Raw genomic sequence first — 24419 nt, forward strand, 5'->3', positions numbered from 1 at the left:
GGAAGGGACCACGCTGTTCAGCGCGGGCCGGGGAAAAGCTTCTTCTCGGTCGTGAGATGAGGCGCCCATTCCAGGCGCTCGACATCGGCGAACCGCAGATAGGCCAGCAGCGCGTCCCGCATCGCCTCGACGAATCCGGCCGCGGACCCCGGTTCGAATTCATCCTCCCACCAGATGTCGAGCACCTCGACGCAATTCCGCTGCCGATCGATCCGCGGCTCGATTCGCCCGACGAACCGGTTGCCGAAGCAGACCGGGAGCACATACCAGCCCCACCGACGCCTGGCCGGCGGGAAGAACGCCTCCCACACGTACTCGAATCCGAACAACGTGGCCAGAAGCGAGGTGTCCCACAGCAAGGAGTCGAACGGCGCGATGAACGCCACCGAGGCCGCCGGCTCGGGCGGAGCCTCCAGCAACGCGACCTCGTCGCCGATGACGAACCGTTTGCCCCGCACGCCGTCGACCTCGACAGGTACCAGCGCACCACTGTCGACCAGTTCCTTGCGCAACGTGTCCCGTCCCACCGCCTCGGCGGTCGACCTCGGCGGGCCGATCCGGGCGAACGTGCCGCCGGCCCCGCCCGCGCCGAGCAACCCGTGGGCCCGGTACCGCGACAGCAACTTGTGCCGCAACTGCTCACGACCCGGCATCTCGCGCTTCAGCACGTCGGCGGGGAGCAGCCGTTCGACACAGTCGTAGAAGCGCAACTTGCCCTCACGCCGGGCGAGCCCGATCGCACCTGCGACGGTCAGCGACTCGAGGACGGCGCGCACGGTGTTCTCCGGCATCCCGAACCAGTCCGTCGTTGCCCCGTGCCGGAGGTCGAAGTCGCGAGCCGACAGGGGACCCTCCGCACGGATCCGCCCGAGCACCTGCTCGGCCACCTCGGAGTTCTCGGCGAGGATCTGGGCGTGGTAATCCGGCCCTTTCCGGCCGTATCCCAACCGGAACCAGGGGTATTCGTCCACCGGAACGAAGGACAGCGCCTTGTTGGTCACCTCGAAGATCTCACGACGCCGGTAGAGTTCCTCGCACCAGACGGGATCGTAGTCGGCGACACGCGCATGCAGCATGAGATCGTGATTCAACCCGGCGACCGCGAGCGGGTCGAACTGGACGGACCCGAATCGGTGAAGCACCTTGAGCACCGCGTCCGGCCCACCGGAAACAGCCCGTGCGGGGCTGAGAAAGTGCCGTGCGAAGAGGAAGCGTCGCGCGGATTCAGCCGTCACCTTCACCGGTAGGACGTTACCACGGGAGGTAGTTGGAATTCCCGGCCGCGCAGACCCAGCCAGGCGCGCTCGGCGTCGATCTCCTCGGCGTCCCCCCTGCGCAGGAAGACGTCCCACGGGGCGAGGCCGGCGGCACCGTGCTCCCTGACCCGCGCCGCTTCCCGAAGCTGGAGCCGCCGCAGCGCGGCGAGGACCTCGGACGGCGCGAACCCGCCCCCGTATGCCGCGCACAGCAGGCGCAGCCGCTCCGCCCGCGGCACACCGCCGGTGAACCCGCAGCGGGCGGCCACCTCGTCGGGTCGCAGGGGGACGGCGTACCAGGCGAGTTGGGCGAGGTCGTCGACCGCCTCGCCCGGCTCGGCGAAATCCCAGTCGATGAATCCGATGAGGCCGCCGTCCCGCCACACCGAGTTCCACATGCCCAGGTCGCCGTGGCGGACGACCAGGCCCGGGCGCCAGGCCGCGTCGGGCGCGTACCACCGCGCGTCGTCCGGCGGCCGGAAGTGCCGTACGGCCGCGTGGTAGTCCCGCAGCCATTTGCCCACGGCCTTGATTCCGGCTGCCGACAGCAGGACTTCCGGCCACGGCGTCATCGCCACGTCGCCGGCGAGGAAGGACAGGATCTCCCGGCCCTCCTGGTCCGTGCCCATCGCCCGGGGCGCGCCGCTGAAGCCGACCGCCTCCAGGTGCTCCAGCAGCGCGTGCACCGCCGGGGTCCAGCGGCGCCGCGGCCGGCGGACGGTCTCGCCGATCCGGAGCACCGCCGTGACGCTGCCCTGCTCGGTCGCGCCGTCTTCCATCATCCGATCACGGTACAGCCGGCGCCGCGTCACGGGCCCGCCGTGGGCGTCCCCGGCGACACGCACGGGGGGTCGTTGGGTTCCCGGCGTGGCGGGATGCGCTCCGGCATGCTGTCCGGACGCGGCATCCTGCTCTGCCCGGGAACGAACTCTGCGGGGCGGACATCAGGAGCGGGTGCCCGGCCCGAGCGGTGAGGAGCGCACGATGCCCATCCGGCGACTGGTTCTCGACGTCGACAAGACCGTCACCGAGCCCGACCTCGTCTATCTCGCCCGGACCATCGAGGCCTCCGCCGGGGTGCAGGCGGTGAACGTGTGCGTGACGGAGATCGACATCGAGACGGTCGGCACGGACGTCACGATCGAGGGGGACGACATCGACGTCGAAGCCCTGATGCGTGCCATCGAGCACACCGGTGCCGTCGTGCACAGCATCGACGAGGTCGTGGCCGGGGCGTACACGCTGGAGAGCAAGCCGCGGTCGCGATGAGCGGACGCGTACGGCGTCTGGTGGCGCGCAGTCAGCTGCCCCTCGTGCTGGGCCTGATGGACGGTCTGCTCAACGCGCTCACCCTGACGGCCGCTTCGCTGGTGGGCGGGGGCTCTCCGGTGACCTACCAGCTGGCCCTTCGGGTGGGAGCGGTGGCCCTGGCCACGTCGGCGTTCGCGGTCTTCGTCGCCGACTACGCCGAACGGCGTTCGTACCTGGTGCGCGCCTCCAAGGAGCTGAACCTGACGGCCCGCGGGCACCTGGCCACCACCCGGCTGGGGCATCTGGCACTGGAGCGCTCCCTGCTGGCCACCGCGCTCGCCTGCACCGCGAGCTTCGCCGGGGCGGCCCTTCCGCTGCTGGTCGGGGCGGCCGCTCCGGGTGCCTCGTGGATCGTGGCCGTGCTGGCCGTGGCGGTGCTCACGGGGCTCGGGGCGATCCTGGGGCGTCTGTTCGCCGACCGTCCGGGGCGCTGGGCGGCGGCCCTGGGCTGCGGCGGCGTGGCGGTGACGTGGCTCGGGGTGTGGCTGCACATCGCCTGATCACGGCGCTGTGGAGGAGGTGACGCGGGGTCACGCCGGAGCGCGGGGCGCCGTCCTGCGGTGGACGGCCAGGAGCAGGGGGAGCGCCGCGAGCTGGGCGACCACGGAGTAGACGACCAGGCCGTCGAGCGAGTGGTCGTACAGCACGCCCAGCACGAAGCTGCCGGCGAACCACAGGACGCCGAAGCCCGTGTCGAAGAGACCGTAGGCGGATGCCCTCCTGTCGCGGCCGACCATGCCGGTGACCGCCGCCTTGACGACGGACTCCTGGACGGCCATGCCGAGACCCCAGCAGATCACCCCGACCACGGCGAGGGCGGCGTCGCCCAGGAAGACCAGGGGCGCGAACGCGGCGGTGAGGACGGTCGCCCCGACGACGGTGAGCAGCCCGACGCGGTCGAAGAGCCGTCCCAGCACCAGCGCGGCGACCGCCTCGGTGGCCATGGCGCCCGCGTAGAGCACCGGGATCCAGTCCGCGGAGATCACATGGCCGGTGCTGAAGTGGAAGGCGATGAGGGGGTAGTCCGCGTAGCCGAGGGCGATCAGGCCCATCGCGAGCAGGTAGAGCCAGAAGACGCGCGGGATGCCGTGGCGGCCGGGGATCTCCTCCCCGGCCTCCAGGTCGCCGGGGTCGGGGTACTGCCGCCGGGCGCCGAGCAGCACCACGACGGTGAGCAGCGCCGGGACCGCGAGGATCGCGAAGCCCGCGCGGTAGCCGTGGCCGGTGGCGAGGACGGCGGCCACGATCAGCGGGCCGACCGTCGCACCGGCCGCGTCGAGCGCCTCGCGCACCCCGAAGACCCAGCCGCTGCCCAGCTCTCCGGTGGCGTGGGCGAGCATGGCGTCGCGGGCCGGGTTGCGGATCGCCCGGCCGCCGCGTTCTGCGGCGATCAGCACCGCGGCGACCTGCCAGTTGCCCGCGAGCGCCAGGGCGGGCACGGCGGCCATCTGCACGACGTAGCCGAGAAGGGTGATGGGCCAGTACCTGCCGGTGCGGTCGGCGACGAACCCCACGACGGAGCGCAGCGCGTAGCCGAGGAGTTCCCCGAAGCCCGCCACCGCGGCGACGACGGCGGCGCTCGCGCCGAGCGTGCCCAGGAAGGGGCCGGTGATGCTGCGGGCACCTTCGTGCGCCATGTCGGAGAACATGCTGACGACGCCGATGAGCAGCACGAACCGCAGCGCCGAGCGACGCACGCCGTCGGCGGCCGAGGGGCCGGGCGCCCTCACGTCCTTCCCCGGCCGGGTGCTCCCGCGCGCTTCGCCCCCGGCCGGGGCCGCGGCCGCCGTGCGGGGGTGCGGACGGATTCGGCCATGGCGGGAGTCCTCCGTGACGAGGGGACAGGAACCCCGGGCCGGTCGCGGCGGTCGCGGCCGCGGCGCAGCGGACCGCCTCGGCCTCCTCCAGGATCATCGCACCTGGGCGCGGGAAGCCCGGCGAGCTGCGGGCGCGTGTCCCGCGGGGCCGTGCCCGGAGCCCGGCGAGCTGCGGACGCGTCTCCCGCGGGGCCGTGCCGCCGCTCGGGTGCAATGCGGGCTCTGCGCCGCGGGAGCCCTTGACCTGCGACATGCCGCGCGGTTCACTCGAATCCTGGCGATGGACCCCGCCTGGGCCGACTCCGCGTCCGCCCGAACCGCCCTCCACGGCTGATGGCTCCTGACCGCTGAGTCAGTGATGCCCGCCCGCGCTGGAGGTGCCGGTGATCGTTCCCCCCACCAAGCACCCCGCGTCCCCTTCCCGCGCTCGTGCGTCGACGGCGGCGGCCACGCCCGGACCTCCCGTCCGCGCGGCCGGCGCCGGTCGTCGCGTTCCCGCTCCTCACCTGAAACGGACGGTCCCCCATGAAGTGCTTCGACTGCGACTCCGAAGGCCGTGTCTGCGACGCGGTGGCTGTCTGCACCAGCTGCGGCGCGGCGATGTGCGCCGCGCACGCGACGAGTTCACCGCTGGCGGTCGAGCGGCTGAACGGTCTGGGGGTGAGGACGCTGCCCAACGCCGCCCGGCAGATGCACTGCCCCACGTGCACCGCGGCACGGACCACCGTGTGAGTGACGGGACCCACCGCAGGAAAGCCTTGACGTGCTCATTGTGCGTGCCGCAGGCTTTCCGCTGGTCCGTGTAAGCGGTTGCTGCCTGGGGGGGTAGGTCCATGGGGTTCGGCGTGGCCGGTCGAGGCGGATTCATGAGCAGGGGCGGGGCGCTGGCGGCGTTCGTCGTGGCGGGCCTGGCGGTGGGGATGGTGCAGCCGCTGGCCACCGGCGCCGCGGCCGCACCCACGCAGGCCCCCGGCAAGGCACCGGCGTCGGGCCGGGCGGCGCAGCCGCAGGCCGCGGCGAGCGAGTCGGCGGCTCTCGCACAGGCGGCGTCGACGGGCCAACGGGTCGAGGTGACGTCGCTGCGGGACGAGTCGAGCGAGACGTACGCGACGCCCGGCGGCGGTCTGGAGACCGACCAGCATCTGCGGCCGGTCCGGGCCCGGGTGGGCGGGACGTGGAAGCCGGTCGACAACACGCTGGTCAGGCGGCCGGACGGCACGGTCGGCCCGGCGGTCGCCGCGGTGGGCCTGACGCTCTCCGGCGGCGGGAACGCCCCGCTGGTGACGATGGAGCAGGCGGGGCGGAGCCTGTCGTACACATGGCCCGCCGCCCTTCCGGCCCCGACGCTCAGCGGCGACACGGCGACGTACAAGGACGTGCTGCCCGGTGTGGATCTGCAGATGCGCGCCGACACCGACAGCTTCCACGAGGTGCTGGTCGTCAACACCGCCGCCGCGGCGAAGAACCCGGCGCTGGAGCGGCTGACGTTCGGGACGCGGACCGAGGGGCTGACCCTGGCGAAGACGGCGGACGGCGGCCTTGCGGCCACCGACACCGCGGGCGGCGGCACGGTGTTCGCCGCGGCCGCGCCGGTCATGTGGGACTCCGGTGCCGCGACCGGCACCGCGACCGGCACCGGGAGGACGGCGAAGGCGCAGGCCGACGGCGATGCCGCGAGCGGCCCGGCCGCGAAGCCCGCCGATGCGGCGGAGGGCCCGACGGAGTCCTCCCGCACGGCGCCGATCGCCGTCGCCGTCGACCCGGAAGCCTCGCAGTTGACGCTGACGCCGGACCGGTCGCTGCTGACCGGTGCGAGCACCGCGTACCCGCTGTACATCGACCCCCTGACCTACACGCCGAAGGCGGGGGATTGGACGATGGTGTCGAAGTACTGGGCGAACAGCCCGCAGTACCGCTTCAACGGCAACTCGGACTCCGGCGTGGGCGACTGCGACTGGGACTACTGCGCCCCCAACGACGTCAAGCGGCTCTTCTACTCCTTCCCGACGTCGAAGTTCGCCGGGAAGACGATCCTGGACGCCACGTTCGTCGGGCACGAGACCTGGTCGGCGTCCTGCACCGCCAAGCCGATCGAGCTGTGGCGGACGACGGGCTTCACCCCGCAGACGACGTGGACCTCGTCGGCGGACCACTGGACCCAGAAGCTGGACACCAAGACCGTCGCGCACGGCTACAGCGGCTGCGCGGCCTCCGACGTCGAGTTCAACGCCAAGGCCGGGATGCAGTACGCGGCGGCGCACAACTACGCCACGACGACCTTCGGGCTGCGGGCGGCGGACGAGTCGGACGGGCTGGGCTGGAAGCACTTCTCCGACGACGCGTACCTGCGGGTGCACTACAACGCGCCGCCCAAGCAACTGGCCATGTCGCAGCTGACGATGAGTCCGGGCGGGACGTGTCACAGCCCGTCGAGCCCGGTGCACATCGGCAAGCTGCCCTCGCTCACGGCGAGCAACGTCAAGGACCCGGACGGGGACGAGGTGGCCGTCCAGTTCCACCTCGGCTGGGACGCCGGGGACGGCAAGGGCTTCGTGACGCACTGGACGTCGGCGAAGATCGGCCCCAAGAAGTCCGGTTCGACGTTCTCCATCACCCTGACCGCTGCCCCGGGCGGCGTGACGATCCCGAAGAACAAGACCATCGGCTGGTCGGCACGGGTGGTGGACTACGACCAGGGCACGTACTACAGCTACTCGCCGTGGTCGTACGCCGGTTCGGCGACCGACTGCTACTGGGTGTACGACACGAGCGTGCCGAACGGTCCGGTGATCACCTCCGGTGACTACCCGGCGATCAACGACGCCGACCCGAACGACCCGACGTACGACGGGGTCGGCCGCGACGGCACCTTCACCTTCAAGTCGTCGTCCACGGACGTCGTCAAATACTGCTGGGGCCTGAACCGCGACGCGGTGTGCGACAGCTCCCGTACGCTGCCGACGACCGGCGGCGCCGCGAAGTCGGCGACCTTCCGGCCGACCCATCCGGGTACGAACTTCGTGACCGCGCAGGCCTTCGACAGCGCCGGCAATCCCAGCGAGCCGGAGGTGTACCAATTCCGCGTGAAGGAGGGCCAACCCGCTGAGGCGGAGTGGCAGATGGACGACCCCGCCGGTGCCACGCAGGCCGCCGGTACGGCCGAGGACCGCACGCTGAGCCTGGTGGGCACCCCGGCACTGGGGGCGCCCGGCAGGACCGGCACCGCGGTCCAACTCGACGGAACAACCTCCTACCTGGAGTCCGACATCCCCACCGTCCACACCAACAGCAGCTTCTCGGTGGGCGCGTGGGTCAAGCTCGACCGGATGCCGACGACGGCGGCGATCGTCGCGGCGCAGCCGGGCAACCACTCGCCGGGCTTCGAGCTGTACTACTCGTACGACTACAACCGGTGGGTGTTCAACCAGTTCACCGCCGACACCGCCTCGGCGACACCCGTCCGCGCGATGCCGTCGACGGCCGGCGGGGTGGTGGCCAACCAGTGGTACCACCTGCTGGGCAGCTACAACGGCGTCGACCACAACCTGCGGATGTACATCGACGGGCAGCTGGTCGGCACGACCCCGTACACCACCGCGTGGGACGCGCGGCGCGGACTCCAGATCGGTGCGGGTAACTACGACGGTTCGCCCGCGAGTTTCTTCCCCGGCACGATCGACGACGTCCGGATCTACGACAAGGCCCTCACCGACGCCGACGTGGCACACCTCGCGGCCGGTGAGCCGATCGGGGCGGGCCGCCCGGCCCGCGCCGTCTTCCCGCTGGACGAACCGGCCGTGCAGGACGACGGCACTCCGACGACGGAGGTGCACGGGCGGGCGGACGTCGACCCGGCGGTCTTCCACGGCGGCGTCACCGCGGGCGCCGCGGGCGCCGAGGACACGGCGCTGACCTTCGACGGCACGACCGGCTACGCCGCCACCCGGTCCTCGCACGTCAACAACCAGCACAGCTTCTCGGTCATGGCGTGGGCGAAGCTGTCGTCCAAGCCCGACCACGCGGGCATCATCGTCAGCCAACCCAACGTCCACCGGCCCGGTTTCGAGCTGTACTACTCGGCCACGTACGGGTGGTCGTTCGACGCCTTCACCGCCGACGCCGACAGCGCGTCGATCGTGCGCGCCGCCCAGGGCGACACCACCACGTCGCCGGCGGGCGTGTGGACGCAGCTCATGGGCTCCTACGACGCGAACACCGACGACATGCGGCTGTACGTCAACGGGCACCTCGCCGGCAGCGCCAAATTCGCCGCCCCGTTCTACGGCGGCGGCGGGACGCAGATCGGCGCCGGGCTCTACGACGGTGTCCCGTCGAGCTTCTTCCCCGGCCAGATCGACCACGTCCAGCTCTACGACCGGGCCCTTTCCGGGCCCGAGGCCGAGTCGATGTACCACAACCAGCTCCAGGTGGAAGGCCGTTGGAAGCTGGACGCGGCATCGGGCAGCCCGCTGGTCTCGCCGGACGCGCTGACCACCGCCGCCGACCAGCACCCGCTGACGCTGGGCAGCGGCGCGCAGATCGACGCCACCGGCGCGAGCAGCGCGGTCGGCAACGGTGCCCTGGTCCTGGACGGCACCGCAGGCGGCTACGCGTCCACCACCGCCTCGCCGATCCACACCAACACCAGCTTCACCGTCAGCGCGTGGGTCGCCGCACCGGCGCGGCCGACGAAACCGGTGACGGTGATGAGCATGGCCGGGACCAACACCAACGGCTTCGCCGTGCGGTACGTGCCCAGCTCCACCGACCCTTCCCACCTGGGCAGTTGGCAGCTCCAGATGGCAGGTGCGGACGTCGCCGACCCGGTCGAGTCGACCGCGTCGGACACCAGCTTCCAGACCAACGGCTCCTGGGACCACCTCGCGGTGGTCTACGACCTGATGGCTGGTCAGATGCGCCTGTACGTCAACGGTGTGCTCCAGGAGAACCTGTGCGCCGACAGCGACGACGACGGCACACCCGACGACCCGACCTGCACCGAGACCGTCTCGTGGAATTCCTCCGTGCTGCCCTTCGACGCCACCAAGGGCCTCCAGTTGGGCCGCAGGAAGACCAGCGCGACGGCGTGGGGCGAGTTCTGGCCGGGGGTGATCGACGACGTATGGGCCTTCGCCGGGGTCGCCTCCGACACCCAGATCGCCCAACTCGCCTCCGGGATCGACCTGGACACCACCGCGGGTCCCTGACCGGCACGACCCGGGCGGCGCACATGTCACCGTGCGCCGCCCCGGGCCGGGATCAGCTCGACCGAGGTGACGCGCACGTGCAAATGGGAGGGGCCGCGGGCGACCGCGGCACACGTCGGTGCAGCAGGCGCGGATCGATGGGGGCGGAACGAACGTGACACGAGCACGCAGCAGTTGGGGCGGGGCGCGGGGCAAGGTCAGCCTGCTGGTCAGCGGCCTGCTGGTGGCCGGCGTCCTCCAGGGCGCGGCCCTGCCGCTCGCCCACGCCGACGACATGCCGGGCAAGCCGTCGGCGGGCAGACCGGTGGCGGGCCACTCCGTCACGACGACGGCGCCGCGTGCGACGGACGGCCTGGCGCACCACCCCGCGCAGTCGCCCGAACGGGCGTGGGCTGCGCCCGGCAGCGCGACCGTCGCGCTGCCCGCCGGTTCGGGCAAGGCGGTCGCCGTACGGGCCGGGAAGCTGCCGGTGACGCTGACGGCGGCGGCCGCGTCCGCGAAACCGGCGGCCTCGGCGCCATCGGCCCGCGCCGCCGCGCTCACGGGATCCGCCACCGTGCGGGTGCTCGGCCAGGACGCCGCGCAGGCCGCGGGTGTGGACGGGCTGCTGTTCTCCGTCACGCCCCAACCCGGCGCCGTGGGCAGCACGGTGGGTGTGCGCGTCGACGACTCGGCCTACGCCCAGGCGTACGGCGGCGCGTACGCGGCACGGCTGCACCTGGTGACGCTGCCCGCCTGCGCGCTGACCACCCCCGGCGAGCCGTCCTGCACCCGCCAGACGCCACTGCCTACGGGCAACGACACGGCGACGCACACCCTCAGCGCGGACGCGGTGGCCGTGGCTCCCGCACTCGCCCCCGCCTCCCGGGGGCTTGCCGCCGGTGACGCGGCCGCCACGAGCGGCGCGGTGGTCCTGGCGGCGACCACGGGCGCCTCCAGCGACCAGGGCGACTACAAGGCCACCTCGCTCTCCGCCTCGGCGACGTTCGACGTCGGTCTGAACACCGGCGACTTCTCGTGGTCCTACGACATGCCGGCCCCCGACGTCCCCAGCGGCTTCTCCCCCTCCGTGGGCCTGTCGTACAACTCCGGCGGGGTCGACGGCCGCACCAGCGGCACCAACAACCAGGCGTCGTGGGCCGGTGACGGCTTCGACCTGTGGCCCGGCTCGATCGAGCGCAGCTACAAGCCCTGCGCGGACGAAGGCGTCAAGGACTCCTCGGGCAACAAGGTCGGCGACCTGTGCTGGGCCGGCGACAACGCGTCCATCTCCTTCAACGGCCACTCCGGCCAGCTCGTCGCGACCGGCACCAACTCCTTCCGCATCAAGGGCGACGACGGGACAAAGGTCGACCGGCTCTACGGCGACAGCACCAACGTGCGCGCCAACGGCGCCCACAACGACGAGTACTGGCGCGTGACCACCACCGACGGCACCCGCTACTACTTCGGCTACAACCGGCTGACCGGCTGGGCCAGCGGCAACGCGACCACGAACTCCACCTGGACCGTGCCCGTCTACGGCAACAACTCCGGTGAGCCCTGCAACGCCACCACCTTCGCCGCCTCCTGGTGCCAGCAGGGCTGGCGGTGGAACCTCGACTACGCCATCGACGCGCACGGCAACGGCATCGCCTACTTCTACAACAAGGAGACCAACTACTACGGCCGGGACAACACCGCCTCCAGCCCCACCTCCTACGACCGCGGCGGCTCCCTGGACCACATCGAGTACGGCGTCAAGTACAACGCCATGTACTCCTCCAAGGCCCTCGCGAAGGTGAACTTCACCAGCGCCGAGCGCTGCCTGGAGACCACGTCGGGCACCTGCGACGCGGCCAAGATCGACACCGCCCCGTCGTACTGGTACGACACCCCGTGGGACCTGAACTGCAAGTCCACCGGCGACTGCCACACCTTCTCCCCGACGTTCTTCACCCGCAAACGGCTGACCACCGTCACCACGCAGGTGCTGAAGGCGGACGGCAGCTACACACCCGTGGACCAGTGGGACCTGACCCAGCAGTGGGGCATGGCCGACATCGACTACCAGCTGGAACTGGCCTCGATCCAGCACACCGGCAAGGCCGACACCCCCGAGGGCGCACCGGACATCAGCCTGCCGAAGGTCACCTTCGGCTACGACCAGCGGACCAACCGGCTGGACATCCCCGGTGACAACACCGCCCCCTTCATCAAGGAACGCCTCTCCACGGTCGACGACGAGTCCGGCGGCCAGATCGACGTCACCTACTCCACCGCCGCCTGCGACGCCGCGCACCTGCCCACGGTCGACTCCAACACCACGCTGTGCTTCCCGCAGTTCTTCACCAAGCAGGGCGACTCCGACCCGACGCTCCAGTGGTTCAACAAGTACGTCGTCAAGCAGGTCATCCAGACCGACCGCACCAAGACGTCCCCGGACATGGTCACCACCTACGACTACCTCGGTGGCGCGGCCTGGCACTACGACTCCGACGACAACATCACCAGGGAGAAGTACAAGACCTGGTCCACCTTCCGCGGCTACGCCCATGTGCGGGTGGAGACCGGCGGCGAGGACCCGGTCGGCATGCTCTCCCAGGAGGACCACTACTTCCTGCGCGGCATGGACGCCGACAAGACCTCCAGCGGCACCCGCAGCGTGAGCGTCTCCGACGACAACGGCGGCACGATCACCGACCACGACTCGCTGTCCGGGTTCGAGTACAAGTCCGAGCAGTATTCGGGCCCCGGCGGCAAGGTCCTCGGCAAGACCGTCAACACCCCCTGGCACCACCAGACCGCGTCCGTGACCCGCAGTTGGGGCACTATCGCCGCGAATCTCACCGGCACCGCCGAGACCCGCACCTGGACCTCGCTCGACAACGGCGCCGGATCCTCGTGGCGGACCACCGACGTGCAGAACACCTTCGAGGACACCGCGGGACGGATCCTCACCACCGACGACCAGGGCGACATCTCCACCCACGCCGACGACCGCTGCACCCGCACCACCTACGTCGACAACACCACCGCCTGGATCCTCGACGCCCCCACGCGCATCCAGACGCTCTCGGTGGGCTGCTCGGCCACCCCCGACTACTCCGAGGACGTCGTCTCCGACGTCCGCACCGCGTACGACGGGCAGGGCTACGGGGTCGCCCCGACCACCGGGAATCCCACCCACGTCGCGACGATGAGCACCAACAACGGCACCACCGTCACGTACCTGGAGTCCGGCAGCACCTACGACACCTACGGGCGCGTCGTCTCCACGACGGACATCACCGGCAACGTCACGGCCACCGAGACCGGAACCCCCACCCGCACCGACCGCGCGGACGGCCGCACCACCACCACCGTCTACAGCCCGGCCACCGGCTTCCCCAAGACCACGGCCGTGACCTCCCCGCCCGCCACGGCGGGCAACAGCGCCACCGCGCAGACCACGACCACGACGCTGGACCCGGTCCGCGGCCTGCCGACGACCGCGGTGGACGCCAACGGCAAGCAGACCGACACGGCCTACGACGCGCTCGGCCGCAACCTCAAGATCTGGCTCGCCGACCGGCCGAAGAACGCCAACCCGACGCCGAGCTACGCGTTCTCCTACACCTTCACCGACGGCAAGCCGATCGCGGTGGGCACGACCACCCTCTCCGGCACCGGCACGAAGACCGGCTACGTGTTCTACGACGGCTTCCTGCGCGAACGGCAGGCCCAGGCGCCCGGCCCCGACGGCGGCATGCTCGTGGCCGACACCTTCTACGACGCCCGCGGCCTCACCGCGCAGACCTACGCCCCCTACTACGCGACCAAGGCCCCCTCGACCGCCCTGTACTCGGTCGACGACGTCTCCGCGGTGGAGACCCAGACCCGCAACACCTACGACGGCCTCGGGCGCGTCGTCCAGAGCAAGCAGATGGCCGGCGGTACGGACGGCGGCACCGTCCTGTCCACCACGACGACCTCGTACGGCGGCGACCGCACCACCGTGACCCCGCCGCAGGGCGGCACCCCCACCACGACGATCACCGACGCCCGCGGCAACACCAGCGAGCTCGACCAATACCACGCCTCCACGCCGACCGGCGCTTTCGACAGGACGCGGTACGAGTACAACCCGGCAGGCATGCTGTCGAAGGTGACGGACCCTGCGGGCAACGTCTGGTCGTACACCTACGACCAGCGCGGCAACCAGGTCACCGCGGACGACCCCGACACGGGCACCACCCGCTCCTCCTACGACGACCGCGGCCAGTTGCTGACCACCACCGACCAGCTCGGCGCGACCGTCGCCCGCGTCTACGACGGACTGGGCCGCGAGACCCAGACCCGCGACGGCGGTACGACCGGGCCGCTGCTGACCGAGCACGTCTGGGACCCGGTCGGCGCCAAGGGCCAGCTCGCCTCCGCGACCCGCTACGCCGGCGGCGCCGCGTACTCCGTCGCGTACAAGAACTACGACAACCTCTACCGCCCGCACGGCACGACCACCACCATCCCGGCGACCGAGGGCGCGCTGGCCGGCTCGTACCAGAGCACCGTGCAGTACAACCCGGACGGCACGACCCAGTCCGTCGGCTACCCCGCCGCCGGAGCGCTGCCCGCCGAGGCGCTCACCCCGACCTACGACGACCTGCTGCGCCCGGTCGAGCTGTCCGGGTCCGGCGGGGCCACGTACATCACCGACACGGTCTACAGCAACGACGGCAGGCCGCTGCAGTACACCTACAAGGCGGCCGGGCAGAAGATGACCCAGGTCACCAACACCTACCAGTGGGGCACGCAGCGGCTGTCCAACTCCCGGGTCGACCGGCAGGACGTCCCCGGCACCGACAAGTCCGCCACCTACGGCTACGACCAGGCAGGCGACGTCACCTCGATCACCGACGTCAGCCGCGACGGCACCGACGCCCAGTGCTTCGACTACGACTACCTGGCCCGCCTGACCAAGGCCTGGGCGCAGGGCGCCGCCGGCTGCGCGACCACGCCGTCCTCCTCGGTCCTCGGCGGCCCCGCACCGTACTGGCAGTCCTTCACCTACAACCTCGACGGCGGCCGCCACACCGAGACCGACCACTCCCTGACCGGCGACCCGGCACAGGACACGGTCCGCACCTCCACCTACCCCACGGTCGGAAGCGCCCACGCCCACGCGCTCAGCCAGGTCGACACGACCGGCCCGACCGGCACCTCGCAGGACACCTACACCTACGACGCGGACGGCAACACCCAGACCCACCTGCCGGCCGACGGCAACAAGCAGACCTACACCTGGGACAGCGAGGGCCACCTCTCCACGGTGAGCACCGACGACGGCGCCGGCGGCACCACGACCACCTCCTACGTCTACGACGCCGACGGCAACCGCCTGATCACCCGCACCCCGACCACCACCACGCTCTTCCTCGGCGCCACCGAGATCACCCTCGGCCTCGGCTCGACCACCCCGAAGGCCACCCGCTACTACGACCTCGGCAGCGGCAACCTGGCCGTCCGCACCGACGACAACAAGCTCTCCTTCGTCATCAGCGACCACCACGGCACGGGCCAGCTCGCCATCGACGCCACCACCCAGGCGATGCAGCAGACCCGCACCACCCCCTTCGGCGCCTCCCGCGGCACCGAGGCCCCGGCCTGGCCCGGCGACAAGGGCTTCGTCGGCGGCACCGAGGACCCCACGACCGGCCTCACCCACCTCGGAGCCCGCGACTACGACCCCACGACCGGCCGCTTCATCTCCGTCGACCCCGTCCTCGACCCCGGCAACCCGCAGCAGCTCAACGGCTACACCTACAGCAACAACAACCCCGCCACCCTCGACGACCCCAGCGGCGCATACCCCACCCCGTCCGGCGGGCCGACCACCTACCCCTGCACCCAGAAGTTCATCTGCGCTCCCTCCAGCGCCAACACGAATCCCATCAACAACGGCGGTGGCGGTGGCGGTGGCGGACACGCCCCTGCGGCCAGCACGGTGAAGCGACAGGCCACCCCGGCGGAGAAGATCCTCAGCAAGATCCCGCCGAAGCGCCTCGACGTCCTGCGCCAGGACATCGCGATGTACATCCGGGAAAGCCCGGACACCTGGAACGTGCCCGGCAGTTTCGCGTACAACGCGATGATGCTGCGCATCGACGACGCAGTTCACGGAGACCTCAAGTGGAGTGAGATCTGGAACAGCCTCAAGGGCCCGGCGGTAGGACTCACGGTATCCGTCGTCGGCTCGCTGCTCTGCCTGGACGACGACGGTAACGGGTGCTATATGGCCGTGGCCGCCGCGTCCAGCTTCGCCTCCTCCTGTGTCGAGGATTGCAGCGACACCGAGGGAATTGCTCTGAACGTGGCTGTCAGCGTGGCCCTCGCGTACGGCGGTGCAAAAATCCCGGGCCTTCGTGCAACGGGCACCTGCAACAGCTTCTCGCCCGACACCGAGGTCCTGCTGGCCGATGGGAAGACAAAGGAGATCAAGGATCTCAGGACCGGCGACGAGGTCAGCACCGGTGATCCGGCCACGGGAAGGTCAGCCGGCAGTCACAAGGTCACGGGAACCCTGATCAATCATGATGACAACCTCGTCGACGTCGCGGTCACAACCTCCGACGGTCACCGAAGCGTCCTCCACACCACCACCGAGCATCTCTTCTGGAGCGAGACCGACAGTGCATGGCTTCCGGCGGCGGACCTCCGCTCCGGACAGAAATTGGGCACGGCCTCCGGCCTGACCGTCAGCGTCGTAGCGGTACATGTCCTCCCTGGTCCGGCAAAGGACATGTACAACCTCACGGTCAGCGATCTGCACACGTACTATGTGATGGCGGGCGCTGCGCCGGTACTCGTCCACAACGACAACGATGTTCCTCGGTGGGCTGCAGACGAGATTGCCAGGATCAAGGCCGGGCAGGGGACCCCGCGCACGGAAAGCCTCACGGATCCCACTCAAAAGCTTTATCAAGGGAACGAATCGGCGAGGCATGCGGCCAAGTGGGGCCCTCACGCGGATTCAGGTTTCCAGGGCTCACCCGAATGGGAGGTTCCCGGGAAGGGCAACACGTACAGGATCGTCGGTCCGAACCGCTTTGGGGAGTATGGCTACACGGACCCGATAGTCAAGTACAAGAAGATCACCGTTGTTCCTTCCTGCTGATTCGATGTGTTCCCGGTGGAAGGTGAGGGACGTTGTTGGTGAAGTATTCTGTCCGGTTCGAGGAAAGTGACGCATTCGTATTCGCTTGCGATCTGGAAGGGTTTTTCGTCGGGCGCTACAGCGATGACGACTTCGGCGCGTTGCTTGAAGCCGAGAACTCCCGAGTCACGTTCAGACTTGTATGGCCGACCTTGGACGCGCCGATCGAGACGCTCAGGGGTGACATCGAGGTCCTTGTCCTCGACGCAGAAGGTCGGCCCATGGGGCGCTACCCACTGTGGGGCGCCAAGCTGGCAGTCGGAGATACGCCGGAATATCTGGTCGTCACGGCACGAGCGGGGTTGTCCCCGCATGCCGAGGCCCGCAGATTGTGGGACAGGTTCCGCGTTTCCCAACCGCGACGTGGTGAATGGTGCACGCTTGAGGTCGGAGCCCGTGAAGCATGGCTGGAAGTAGCCGGGCTCAGGTACGCCGAATCCCCTTCTGGAAGGGAGAATTCGGTTCCCCCTCAAGAGATCGTTATGGGAGGTGATGAAATCAAGGATGTTGCGAGTTTCTTCTGTGCGATTGGCGAGGCTTTCCGTGGGCCAGGAGGGTATATCGGGCAGAGTTTTACCGAACTGGAAGAGTCTCTCGAGGATTATCTCCAAGGTGCTTCGGTTCGCCTCGTTTGGCGGGACATTTCCGTCGCGCGTTCCTCCTTGTCTGCGGTGATGCACATCTCCGACGGGCCAATTTCCAAGTTCGATCTGCTCCTTGAGATTCTTTCACGGAATAATGTTGACATCATTCCTGGGTAGTGCACTTGCGAAGAAGCTCTCCGCGGGGGCATTGATCGGCCGGTGACCAGCCCACCACTTCGCGTGTGCGCAGGTCGATGACAGTTGCCAGGTACAGCCGGCCCTCGGCAGTCGGTAGGCAGGTGATGTCCCCGACGGACTTCGGGCCGGGCATCGGCGCGGTGAAGACCTTGGATCACTTCCCCTGGGTGACCGAACATCCAGCGTCCAGGTGTCGGAATCGTGGGGGTCACTCCACACCGGCCGGCGCGGACCGCGCCTGCGGAAAAAATCTGCTGCGGGTCCGGGTGCCGTGTCGATCCGCGCGTGCGCCGTTCGACCTGGGATAGAGAGGGTCGAGAGACGACCCCCCGGGCGAGGAGAGCCACGATGGCGAAGTACATGCTGATCATGCGCGGTACGGACGAATCCGTCGCGAAGATGATGGAGACGCCCTTCGACGAGATGCTGGAGACGGTGGGGCGCTTCAACGAGGAGCTGATCCGGGCGGGGGTGCTGGTCGCCGCGGAGGGGCTGGACGACCCGGGGCAGGGGGTGGTCGTGGACTTCGGGGCGGAGACGCCGGTCGTCACCGACGGGCCGTACGGGGAGACGAAGGAGCTGTTCGGCGGCTTCTACCTGATCGACGTCGCCTCGAAGGAGGAGGCCGTGGAGTGGGCCAAGCGGCTTCCGGCGACCGCCGGTTCGAAGGTCGAGATCCGCCGGGTGCCGGGCATCGACGAATTCCCGCAGGACAACGAGTGGATCGTCAGGGAGCGTGCCTGGCGTGAGCGGACCGGCCAGCTCTGATGCCTGAGGTCGGTGGCGGCCCACCGGGCGCCGAGGCGGCGCGGCGGGCCGCCTCGGCCGTGTGGCGGATCGAGTCCGCGCGGATCGTCGGCGCGCTCGCCCGCTGGACCGGGGACTTCGCGCTCGCCGAGGACGTCGCGCAGGAGGCGCTGGCGGAGGCGCTCGTGAGCTGGGCGCGCGACGGGGTGCCGGACAGCCCGGTGGGCTGGCTGCTCGCGACCGCGCGGCGGCGGGCCATCGACGCCTTCCGCCGCAGGTCGGCCCTCGACGAGCGGTACGCGCTGCTCGCGGGACCGCTGGCCGAAGGCGAGTTCAGCGCGGGCGGGCACGCCGTCGCCGGGCAGCCGGACGAACTGCCGTGGGATCCGGACCGGGTGGACGACGACGTCCTCGCGCTGATGTTCACCGCCTGCCACCCGGTCCTCTCGCCCGAGGCCCGGGTGGCGCTCACCCTGCGCGTGGTGGGCGGCCTGTCCAGCCAGGAGGTCGCCCGCGCGTTCCTGGTGCCCACCGCGACCGTCCAGGCGCGGATCACCCGCGCGAAGAAGACGATCGCGGCCGCGCACGTCCCCTTCGCGCTGCCGCCGCCCGAGGAGCGCCGCGAGCGGCTGGGCGCCGTCCTGAGCGTCCTGTACGTGATCTTCACGGAGGGCTCGACGGCGACGGCCGGCGACGAGCTGATCCGCCGGGACCTCGCGTACGAGGCCGTCCGGCTGGCCCGGACGCTGACCGCGCTGCTGCCCGCCGAGCCGGAGGCGCACGGGCTGCTCGCGCTGTTCGAGCTGACCGCCGCGCGCTTCCCGGCGCGCACCGGGCCCGACGGGGAGCCGGTGCTCCTGGAGGACCAGGACCGGCGCCGGTGGGACCGCTCGGCGATCCGCCGCGGCCTGGCCGCCCTCGGCCGGGCCACCGCCGCCGGGCGGGGCCTCGGGCCGTACGGCCTCCAGGCCGCCGTCGCCGGCTGCCACGCGACGGCGGCCTCGGTGCGGGAGACGGACTGGGAGCGGATCGTCCTGCTCTACGAGGCGCTCGACCGGGTGGCCCCCTCGCCCGTGGTCCAGCTCAACCGGGCCGTGGCGGTGGCCATGGCGAGCGGGCCGGAGCCCGCGCTGCGCATGGTGGACGAACTGGCCGCCTCCGGCCGCCTGTCGGGCTCGCACCTGCTGCCGAGCGTGCGCGGCGAGCTGCTCGCCCGGCTCGGCCGCACCGCCGAGGCCCGGGAAGAGCTGGAATTCGCCGCGCGGCTGTGCGGCAACGCCCGCGAGCGGTCCGTGCTGACGCGCAAGGCGGCCGCGCTCGAATGACCCCCGCCGCCCGGGGCCCACGGCGCCCGGCGGGGGATTCGAGCGGGTGATCGTATGTTTGGCGGCATCGGTACCCCTTACGGGGAATGCCGCCGATGTCCCTGTGCGGCGGGTTGCGCGGTGCTGACCATGAACGCGTGAGCACTCCCAGAGGGAGGCGCCTGCGGGCCTGGACGGTGGTCGCCGTGGTGACGGCTGCCACCGGGGCGTGGGGGGTCAGCGGTGCGGCGGACGCCGCACCGGGGCGCCCCCGCCCGCCCGGGTCCGTTCGCGCGCCCGATCCCGCCGACCGGTCCTCGTCCTCGTCCTCGCCCGTACGCGCTCCCGCGCGCGCACCGGGCGCCGTCTCCGTGCGGATCCCCGCACCTGATACGCCGGACGACCCGGCGCACGTCCCCACGCACGCCCCGACGCACGTCCCCGCACATGTCTCCGTACGGGTCTCCGGCGGGCAGGTGCACGTCCGCGTGCGGGTGCCGGACGCCGCGGTCCCGGCCTCGCACCACACGCCGGAGCCCCGGCCGACGCATTCGGTGCACGCGCCGCGTCCGCCGCACCTTCCGAAACCGCCGAGGCTGCCGCGGCCCTTCTTCTGGTGCGGGCACTGGCACCGGGAGTGGAAGTGGCCCCCGCCACTGCACTGCCACCGGCCGACGCCCCCGCCCCCGCCTCCGACGCCCCCGCCTCCGACGACACCGCCACCTCCGCCGCCGACGACAGCGGCGCCGAAACCCAAGCCCACTCCCGTACCGAAACCGAAACCGAAGCCGAAACCGAAACCCGCGCCGAAACCGGTGGTGAGAGCCATACCCGAGCCCCCGCCCGCCCCGAAGCAGACACCGAAGCCCAAGCCCGCGCCGCCGAAGCCGGCACCGCCCGCGCCCACGCCGGCGCCGAAACCCGCGCCGCCCGCCGTGCACTGGCCCGACCGGCCGCCCGTGCCCGCCGCGGCGCCCGTGCAGCACCGCCGCAAGCTCACGACCGTGCTGCTGGTCACGACGGTGCCGGGGCTGCTGGCCGCGGCCGTGCTCAAGCCCGGATCGGGCGCGTATCGCAGGAACAACCGGTAGGACACCAGGGGGAGTTCATATGACGCAATGGGTGGCCCTGCTGATCGCGATGGTCGCGGTCTGCGCGGTGGTGATCGTGGTCGTCGTGCTGCGGCAGCGCAGGATCGGCGAGGACGACGACCCGAACGAGACGCCGGACGTCATCGAGTACATGGTCATGATGATCGGCGTGATCTACGCGATCGTGCTGGGCCTGGCGATCGCCGGGGTGTGGGAGGGCCAGGGCGGGGCGCAGACCACCGTCCAGGCCGAGGCGCAGGCGCTGCACGAGGTCAAGGAGCGGGTGCAGGTCTACCCGCCCGCGATCCGCGACAAGGTGCGGGCCGACGTGGACGCCTACGCGTCCTTCGCCGCCGAGAAGGAGTGGCCGTACATGCGGCACCACGGCGATCTGGCGCCGCGCGGTACGCAGTTGCTGGACCAGGTGCGCACCGACATCACGCAGTACGACCCGAAGACCGACCTGGAGGCGCAGGCCTACCAGCCGCTCGTGGACGAGGTCGCGGCGGCGGACGCGGCACGCACCGCCCGCGGGCAGAGCGCGGGTTCGACGATGCCGCCGGTGGTGTGGTTCGGGCTGATCACCGGGGCCCTGGTGACGGTCGGGCTGATCTTCACCCTGCAGATCCGGCGGTCGGCGCGCGAGCTGCTGCTCGCCGGGCTCTTCAGCGCGCTCATCGCCTTCCTGCTCTTCCTGATCTGGGACCTGGACTCGCCCTTCGGCAGCGGGCTCGCCGTCTCGGCGGACGCGCTCCGGGACATCCTCGGCTGACCGCGGGGGAGCACGGCCAAGGGGGAGGCCCCGCCGCCCGGACCGGCGGCGGGGCCTCCCCCTTCGGGCGTCCAGCCCGGGGTCGAGCCTGGGACGTCAGCCCCAGTTGGACACGTTCACGTTCTCCAGCACGCCCAGCGCGTCCGGCACCAGGACCGCCGCCGAGAAGTACGTGCTGACGAGGTAGCTGATGACCGCCTTCTCGTCGATGCCCATGAAGCGGACGTTGAGCCCCGGCGAATACTCGTCGGGCAGGCCGGTCTGGTTGAGGCCGACGACGCCCTGGTTGTCCTCGCCCGTACGGATGGCGATGATCGAGCTCGTACGGGCCTCGGTGACCGGGATCTTGTTGCAGCTCAGAATGGGGATGCCGCGCCACGCGGGCACGGAGTGGCCGTGCAGCTCGACCGGGGTGGGGTAGATGCCCGCCCGCGTCCACTCGCGGGCGATGGCGGCGATCGTGCGCGGGTGGGCGAAGAGGAAGCGCGTGCCGCGGCGGCGGCTGATCAGCTCGTCCAGGTCGTCGGGCAGCGGCGGCCCGGCGTGCGGCTGGATGCGCTGGTCGTACTCCGCGTTGTGGAGCAGGCCGAACTCCGGGTTGTTGATGAGCTCGTGCTCCTGGCGCTCGCGCAGCGCCTCGACCGTCAGCTTCAGCTGCTCCTCGGTCTGGTTCATCGGCTCGTTGTAGAGGTCGGCGACCCGGCTGTGCACCCGCAGCACGGTCTGCGCGACGTTCAGCTCGTACTCGCGCGGCTTCAGCTCGTAGTCGACGAAGGTCGCCGGCAGCCGGGGCTCGCCGCGGTGGCCGGAGGCGAACGCGATGTCGGCCTCGCCCTTGCGGTTGGTGCGCTGCTGCGGGACGGCGCGGACGGCGTCCAGATGCGTGCGCAGCGGCTCGGCCTGGGCGAGGAGCTGCTCCAGATCCTGCCGGGTCAGCGCGAGGACGGTCGTGGTGGTCACGGCGCGGGCGGTGAAATCCCAGGTCGCGTCGGCCGACAGCAGCGCCTGCTCGCCGAAGTACCCGCCGTCGGCGACGCTGCCGAGACGGTTCTCCTCGCCGTAGGAGCCCTCGCCGAGCTTGTCGACCTTGCCGTGGGCGATCAGATAGACCGTGTCGGCGGGCTCGCCCGCCGCGGCCAGCACGTCGCCCGGCGCGAACTCGCGCTGGCCGAAGCGCTCCGCGAGGGCCGTCAGCACCTCCTCGTCGGTGAAGGTCCGCAAGGCGGCGATCTCGCCCAGCTCCTGCGGAATGACCCGGACCTGCGACCCGGTCTTGACGAAGGTCACGCGCCCGTCCCCGACGGCGTAGCTCAGCCGCCGGTTCACGCGGTACGTACCCGCGTTGACGTTCACCCAGGGGAGCGCCTTCAGCAGCCACCTGGACGAGATCCCCTGCATCTGGGGCGCGGACTTCGTGGTCGTGGCCAGATTCCGCGCGGCGGCCGTGTCAAGGCTCGTCCGCGCGTCATCCGGGGAGTTGCCGAGTGCGGTGTCCTGGCCCGCATCAACCGACATGGTGCCTGTCCTTCCCGTATGGGGGTGATACGGGAGCATTCTTTCGGTGACGCTGCGTGCTGACTATTGCCGTATCGAGTGAGAATACTTTGGCGGCAGGTGGGGGAGAGCAACGGAAAACGCCTGCACGGCTGCCCCGGGAGGCAGCCGTGCGCGGGTGGTGGTGAGGGGTGGTGAAAGGTGGGGAGGGGGCGCGAACGACAGGCGCGCGGCAGGGGCTACAGGGCCTCGACGACCGAGGCGCGGTCCGGGCCCGCGGCGCTCTGCGGCGGGATCGCCAGCGGTACGGCCGCGTAGCTCGCGGCGGCCATCGCCGTGCGCCGCTCGCGCCGGAAGACGTACGCGGCGAAGACACCGGCGCCCAGCAGCGCGATGAAGGACATCAGGGTGCCGAGCCAGCTCGCGCCCAGCCACTCGCCGCCGACCCAGCCCAGGCCCACGCTGTAGGTCGCCCAGCAGACCCCGGCGAGGGCGGACCACGGCAGGAACTCGCGCGGCCGGCGGCGGGCCGTACCGGCGCCGAGGCTCACCACGCTGCGGCCCGCGGGTGCGAAGCGGGCGAGGACGACCAGGGCGCCGCCGCCGCTCGCCAGAACCTGGCCGAGCCGGTCGTGCGCGGCCGTCAGCCGCCGGGAGGAGGCCATCCGGCGGGCGAACCACTCCCCGCCGCGGAAGGCGAGCCGGTAGGCCAGCAGATCGCCGAGGCAGGACGCGATGGCGGCGCAGGCCAGCAGCGCCACCACGTCGAGTATGTCGTCGCTGGAGCCGGACGATCCGGCGGTCGCCGCGCTGACCACCAGCACACCGCTGGGCAGCACCGGGACGAAGACGTCGAGCAGCACGGAAAGGGCCACGAGCAGGTAGATCCACGGCCACTCGAAAAGAGAGCCCAGGCCTTGCAGCACCGCGCCTCCTCGTCCTTGCCGGTCCTACACGTCGCTTCCGGGTCCTGTCAGGTCCTGCAATGACGATTCGATCCTGCCCGTCCACGCAGCTCAGAGGCTTGTGAACGGCCGATGCCGGTCTTGCGTCAACGCCGGCGGATCTTCATCCGCCGTCAGCCGTACAGCGTACGCCAGCATGGCTCCGCGGTACCGGTCAGGGTGAGTGACGTACGAGACAATCACGACCTTGTCACGACAGGAATACCTCCTGAAGCAACGTTCCCGCTCCACCCGAAGTGCCGCCGATACCGCATCGTTACGGCGCGTGCGGCCGCAGTACCATGCCCGTGCCCGGGATATGCCCAGGTCCGGGGTCCCGTACACTGGTGGGCAGCAGAAGGGGAGTAGCTCTTCGCCGGACCGTCGACATACTGCCGGGTTCGTGCGGCGCCGAAAGGCGCGGCAATGGACCGGGCCGGCGCCCGGAGCGGTGAAACGGCGCGGATGACGCGACGTGGCACCGCCAGCGAGACCTTCGGCCGCAGTGTCCTGACGCTGCCGT

At 70.9% G+C, this 24419-nt stretch carries 15 protein-coding genes, 1 pseudogene and 1 riboswitch; of the genes and pseudogenes, 10 read left to right on the forward strand and 6 right to left on the reverse strand.

Annotated elements, in window-relative coordinates:
• Window positions 1-17: 17 nt before the first annotated feature.
• Both ACH4SL_RS11640 and ACH4SL_RS11645 read right to left on the reverse strand, forming a co-directional pair.
• Window positions 18-1241 carry a DNA glycosylase AlkZ-like family protein gene (locus ACH4SL_RS11640; protein ID WP_398443880.1) on the reverse strand — a complete coding sequence of 408 codons (1224 nt, stop codon included), beginning with the start codon at window positions 1239-1241 and terminating at the stop codon, window positions 18-20.
• Window positions 1238-2038, reverse strand: coding sequence for a phosphotransferase (locus ACH4SL_RS11645; RefSeq protein WP_398443882.1), 801 nt, complete (start codon window positions 2036-2038; stop codon window positions 1238-1240). Before ACH4SL_RS11645 ends, ACH4SL_RS11640 begins: the two co-directional genes overlap by 4 nt.
• Before the next feature lie 202 nt (window positions 2039-2240).
• Here ACH4SL_RS11645 and ACH4SL_RS11650 point away from each other — a divergent pair, with 202 nt between their 5' ends.
• Window positions 2241-2525: a DUF211 domain-containing protein gene (locus ACH4SL_RS11650; protein ID WP_398443884.1), complete on the forward strand. Its 285-nt coding sequence runs from the start codon at window positions 2241-2243 to the stop codon at window positions 2523-2525.
• Window positions 2522-3067, forward strand: coding sequence for a hypothetical protein (locus tag ACH4SL_RS11655; protein WP_398443886.1), 546 nt, complete (start codon window positions 2522-2524; stop codon window positions 3065-3067). The genes ACH4SL_RS11650 and ACH4SL_RS11655 overlap by 4 nt, the downstream gene beginning before the upstream one ends.
• 30 nt (window positions 3068-3097) lie before the next feature.
• Here the strand turns inward: ACH4SL_RS11655 and ACH4SL_RS11660 are convergent, their stop codons facing one another.
• Window positions 3098-4297 carry an MFS transporter gene (locus tag ACH4SL_RS11660; RefSeq protein WP_398443888.1) on the reverse strand — a complete coding sequence of 400 codons (1200 nt, stop codon included), beginning with the start codon at window positions 4295-4297 and terminating at the stop codon, window positions 3098-3100.
• A gap of 354 nt (window positions 4298-4651) precedes the next feature.
• Window positions 4652-4734: riboswitch (Fluoride riboswitch) on the forward strand.
• Window positions 4735-4909: 175 nt separating this feature from the next.
• Here ACH4SL_RS11660 and ACH4SL_RS11665 point away from each other — a divergent pair.
• The 4 genes from ACH4SL_RS11665 (at window position 4910) to ACH4SL_RS11680 (ending at window position 17523) form a co-directional block, all read left to right on the forward strand.
• Entirely contained in the window at window positions 4910-5116 is a 207-nt protein-coding gene (locus ACH4SL_RS11665; protein WP_398443890.1) for a DUF2180 family protein, read from the forward strand.
• A gap of 134 nt (window positions 5117-5250) precedes the next feature.
• Window positions 5251-9591 carry a LamG-like jellyroll fold domain-containing protein gene (locus tag ACH4SL_RS11670; RefSeq protein WP_398443892.1) on the forward strand — a complete coding sequence of 1447 codons (4341 nt, stop codon included), beginning with the start codon at window positions 5251-5253 and terminating at the stop codon, window positions 9589-9591.
• Window positions 9592-9745: 154 nt separating this feature from the next.
• The gene (locus ACH4SL_RS11675; RefSeq protein ID WP_398443894.1) at window positions 9746-16723 is read left to right on the forward strand and encodes a polymorphic toxin-type HINT domain-containing protein; all 6978 of its coding nucleotides are present in this window, start codon (window positions 9746-9748) and stop codon (window positions 16721-16723) included.
• Between the two features lie 38 nt (window positions 16724-16761).
• Window positions 16762-17523 (forward strand): hypothetical protein, encoded by a 762-nt coding sequence (locus tag ACH4SL_RS11680; protein WP_398443896.1) that lies wholly within the window; start codon window positions 16762-16764, stop codon window positions 17521-17523.
• Between the two features lie 43 nt (window positions 17524-17566).
• Here ACH4SL_RS11680 and ACH4SL_RS11685 read toward each other — a convergent pair.
• Window positions 17567-17689 (reverse strand): annotated as a pseudogene (locus ACH4SL_RS11685) (IS3 family transposase); the annotation flags it as partial.
• A 203-nt stretch (window positions 17690-17892) separates the two neighbouring features.
• Here ACH4SL_RS11685 and ACH4SL_RS11690 point away from each other — a divergent pair.
• From ACH4SL_RS11690 to ACH4SL_RS11705, 4 genes are all read left to right on the forward strand, one after another.
• Window positions 17893-18312 (forward strand): YciI family protein, encoded by a 420-nt coding sequence (locus tag ACH4SL_RS11690; protein ID WP_398443898.1) that lies wholly within the window; start codon window positions 17893-17895, stop codon window positions 18310-18312.
• A complete protein-coding gene (locus ACH4SL_RS11695; RefSeq protein WP_398443900.1) occupies window positions 18312-19616 on the forward strand; it encodes an RNA polymerase sigma factor in 1305 nt (434 codons plus the stop codon). The genes ACH4SL_RS11690 and ACH4SL_RS11695 overlap by 1 nt, the downstream gene beginning before the upstream one ends.
• A gap of 797 nt (window positions 19617-20413) precedes the next feature.
• Window positions 20414-20686: a hypothetical protein gene (locus ACH4SL_RS11700; RefSeq protein ID WP_398443902.1), complete on the forward strand. Its 273-nt coding sequence runs from the start codon at window positions 20414-20416 to the stop codon at window positions 20684-20686.
• A 19-nt stretch (window positions 20687-20705) separates the two neighbouring features.
• Window positions 20706-21458, forward strand: coding sequence for a DUF4239 domain-containing protein (locus tag ACH4SL_RS11705; protein WP_398443904.1), 753 nt, complete (start codon window positions 20706-20708; stop codon window positions 21456-21458).
• A gap of 96 nt (window positions 21459-21554) precedes the next feature.
• Here the strand turns inward: ACH4SL_RS11705 and ACH4SL_RS11710 are convergent, their stop codons facing one another.
• Together ACH4SL_RS11710 and ACH4SL_RS11715 are read right to left on the reverse strand one after the other, a co-directional pair.
• Window positions 21555-22973: a family 2B encapsulin nanocompartment shell protein gene (locus ACH4SL_RS11710; protein ID WP_398443906.1), complete on the reverse strand. Its 1419-nt coding sequence runs from the start codon at window positions 22971-22973 to the stop codon at window positions 21555-21557.
• Between the two features lie 218 nt (window positions 22974-23191).
• Complete coding sequence (locus ACH4SL_RS11715) at window positions 23192-23878, reverse strand: DedA family protein (RefSeq protein WP_398443909.1); 687 nt, start codon at window positions 23876-23878, stop codon at window positions 23192-23194.
• Between the last annotated feature and the right edge of the window lie 541 nt (window positions 23879-24419).

It is taken from the genome of Streptomyces sp. NPDC021020 (genome assembly GCF_044333285.1).
Taxonomy (GTDB): domain Bacteria; phylum Actinomycetota; class Actinomycetes; order Streptomycetales; family Streptomycetaceae; genus Actinacidiphila.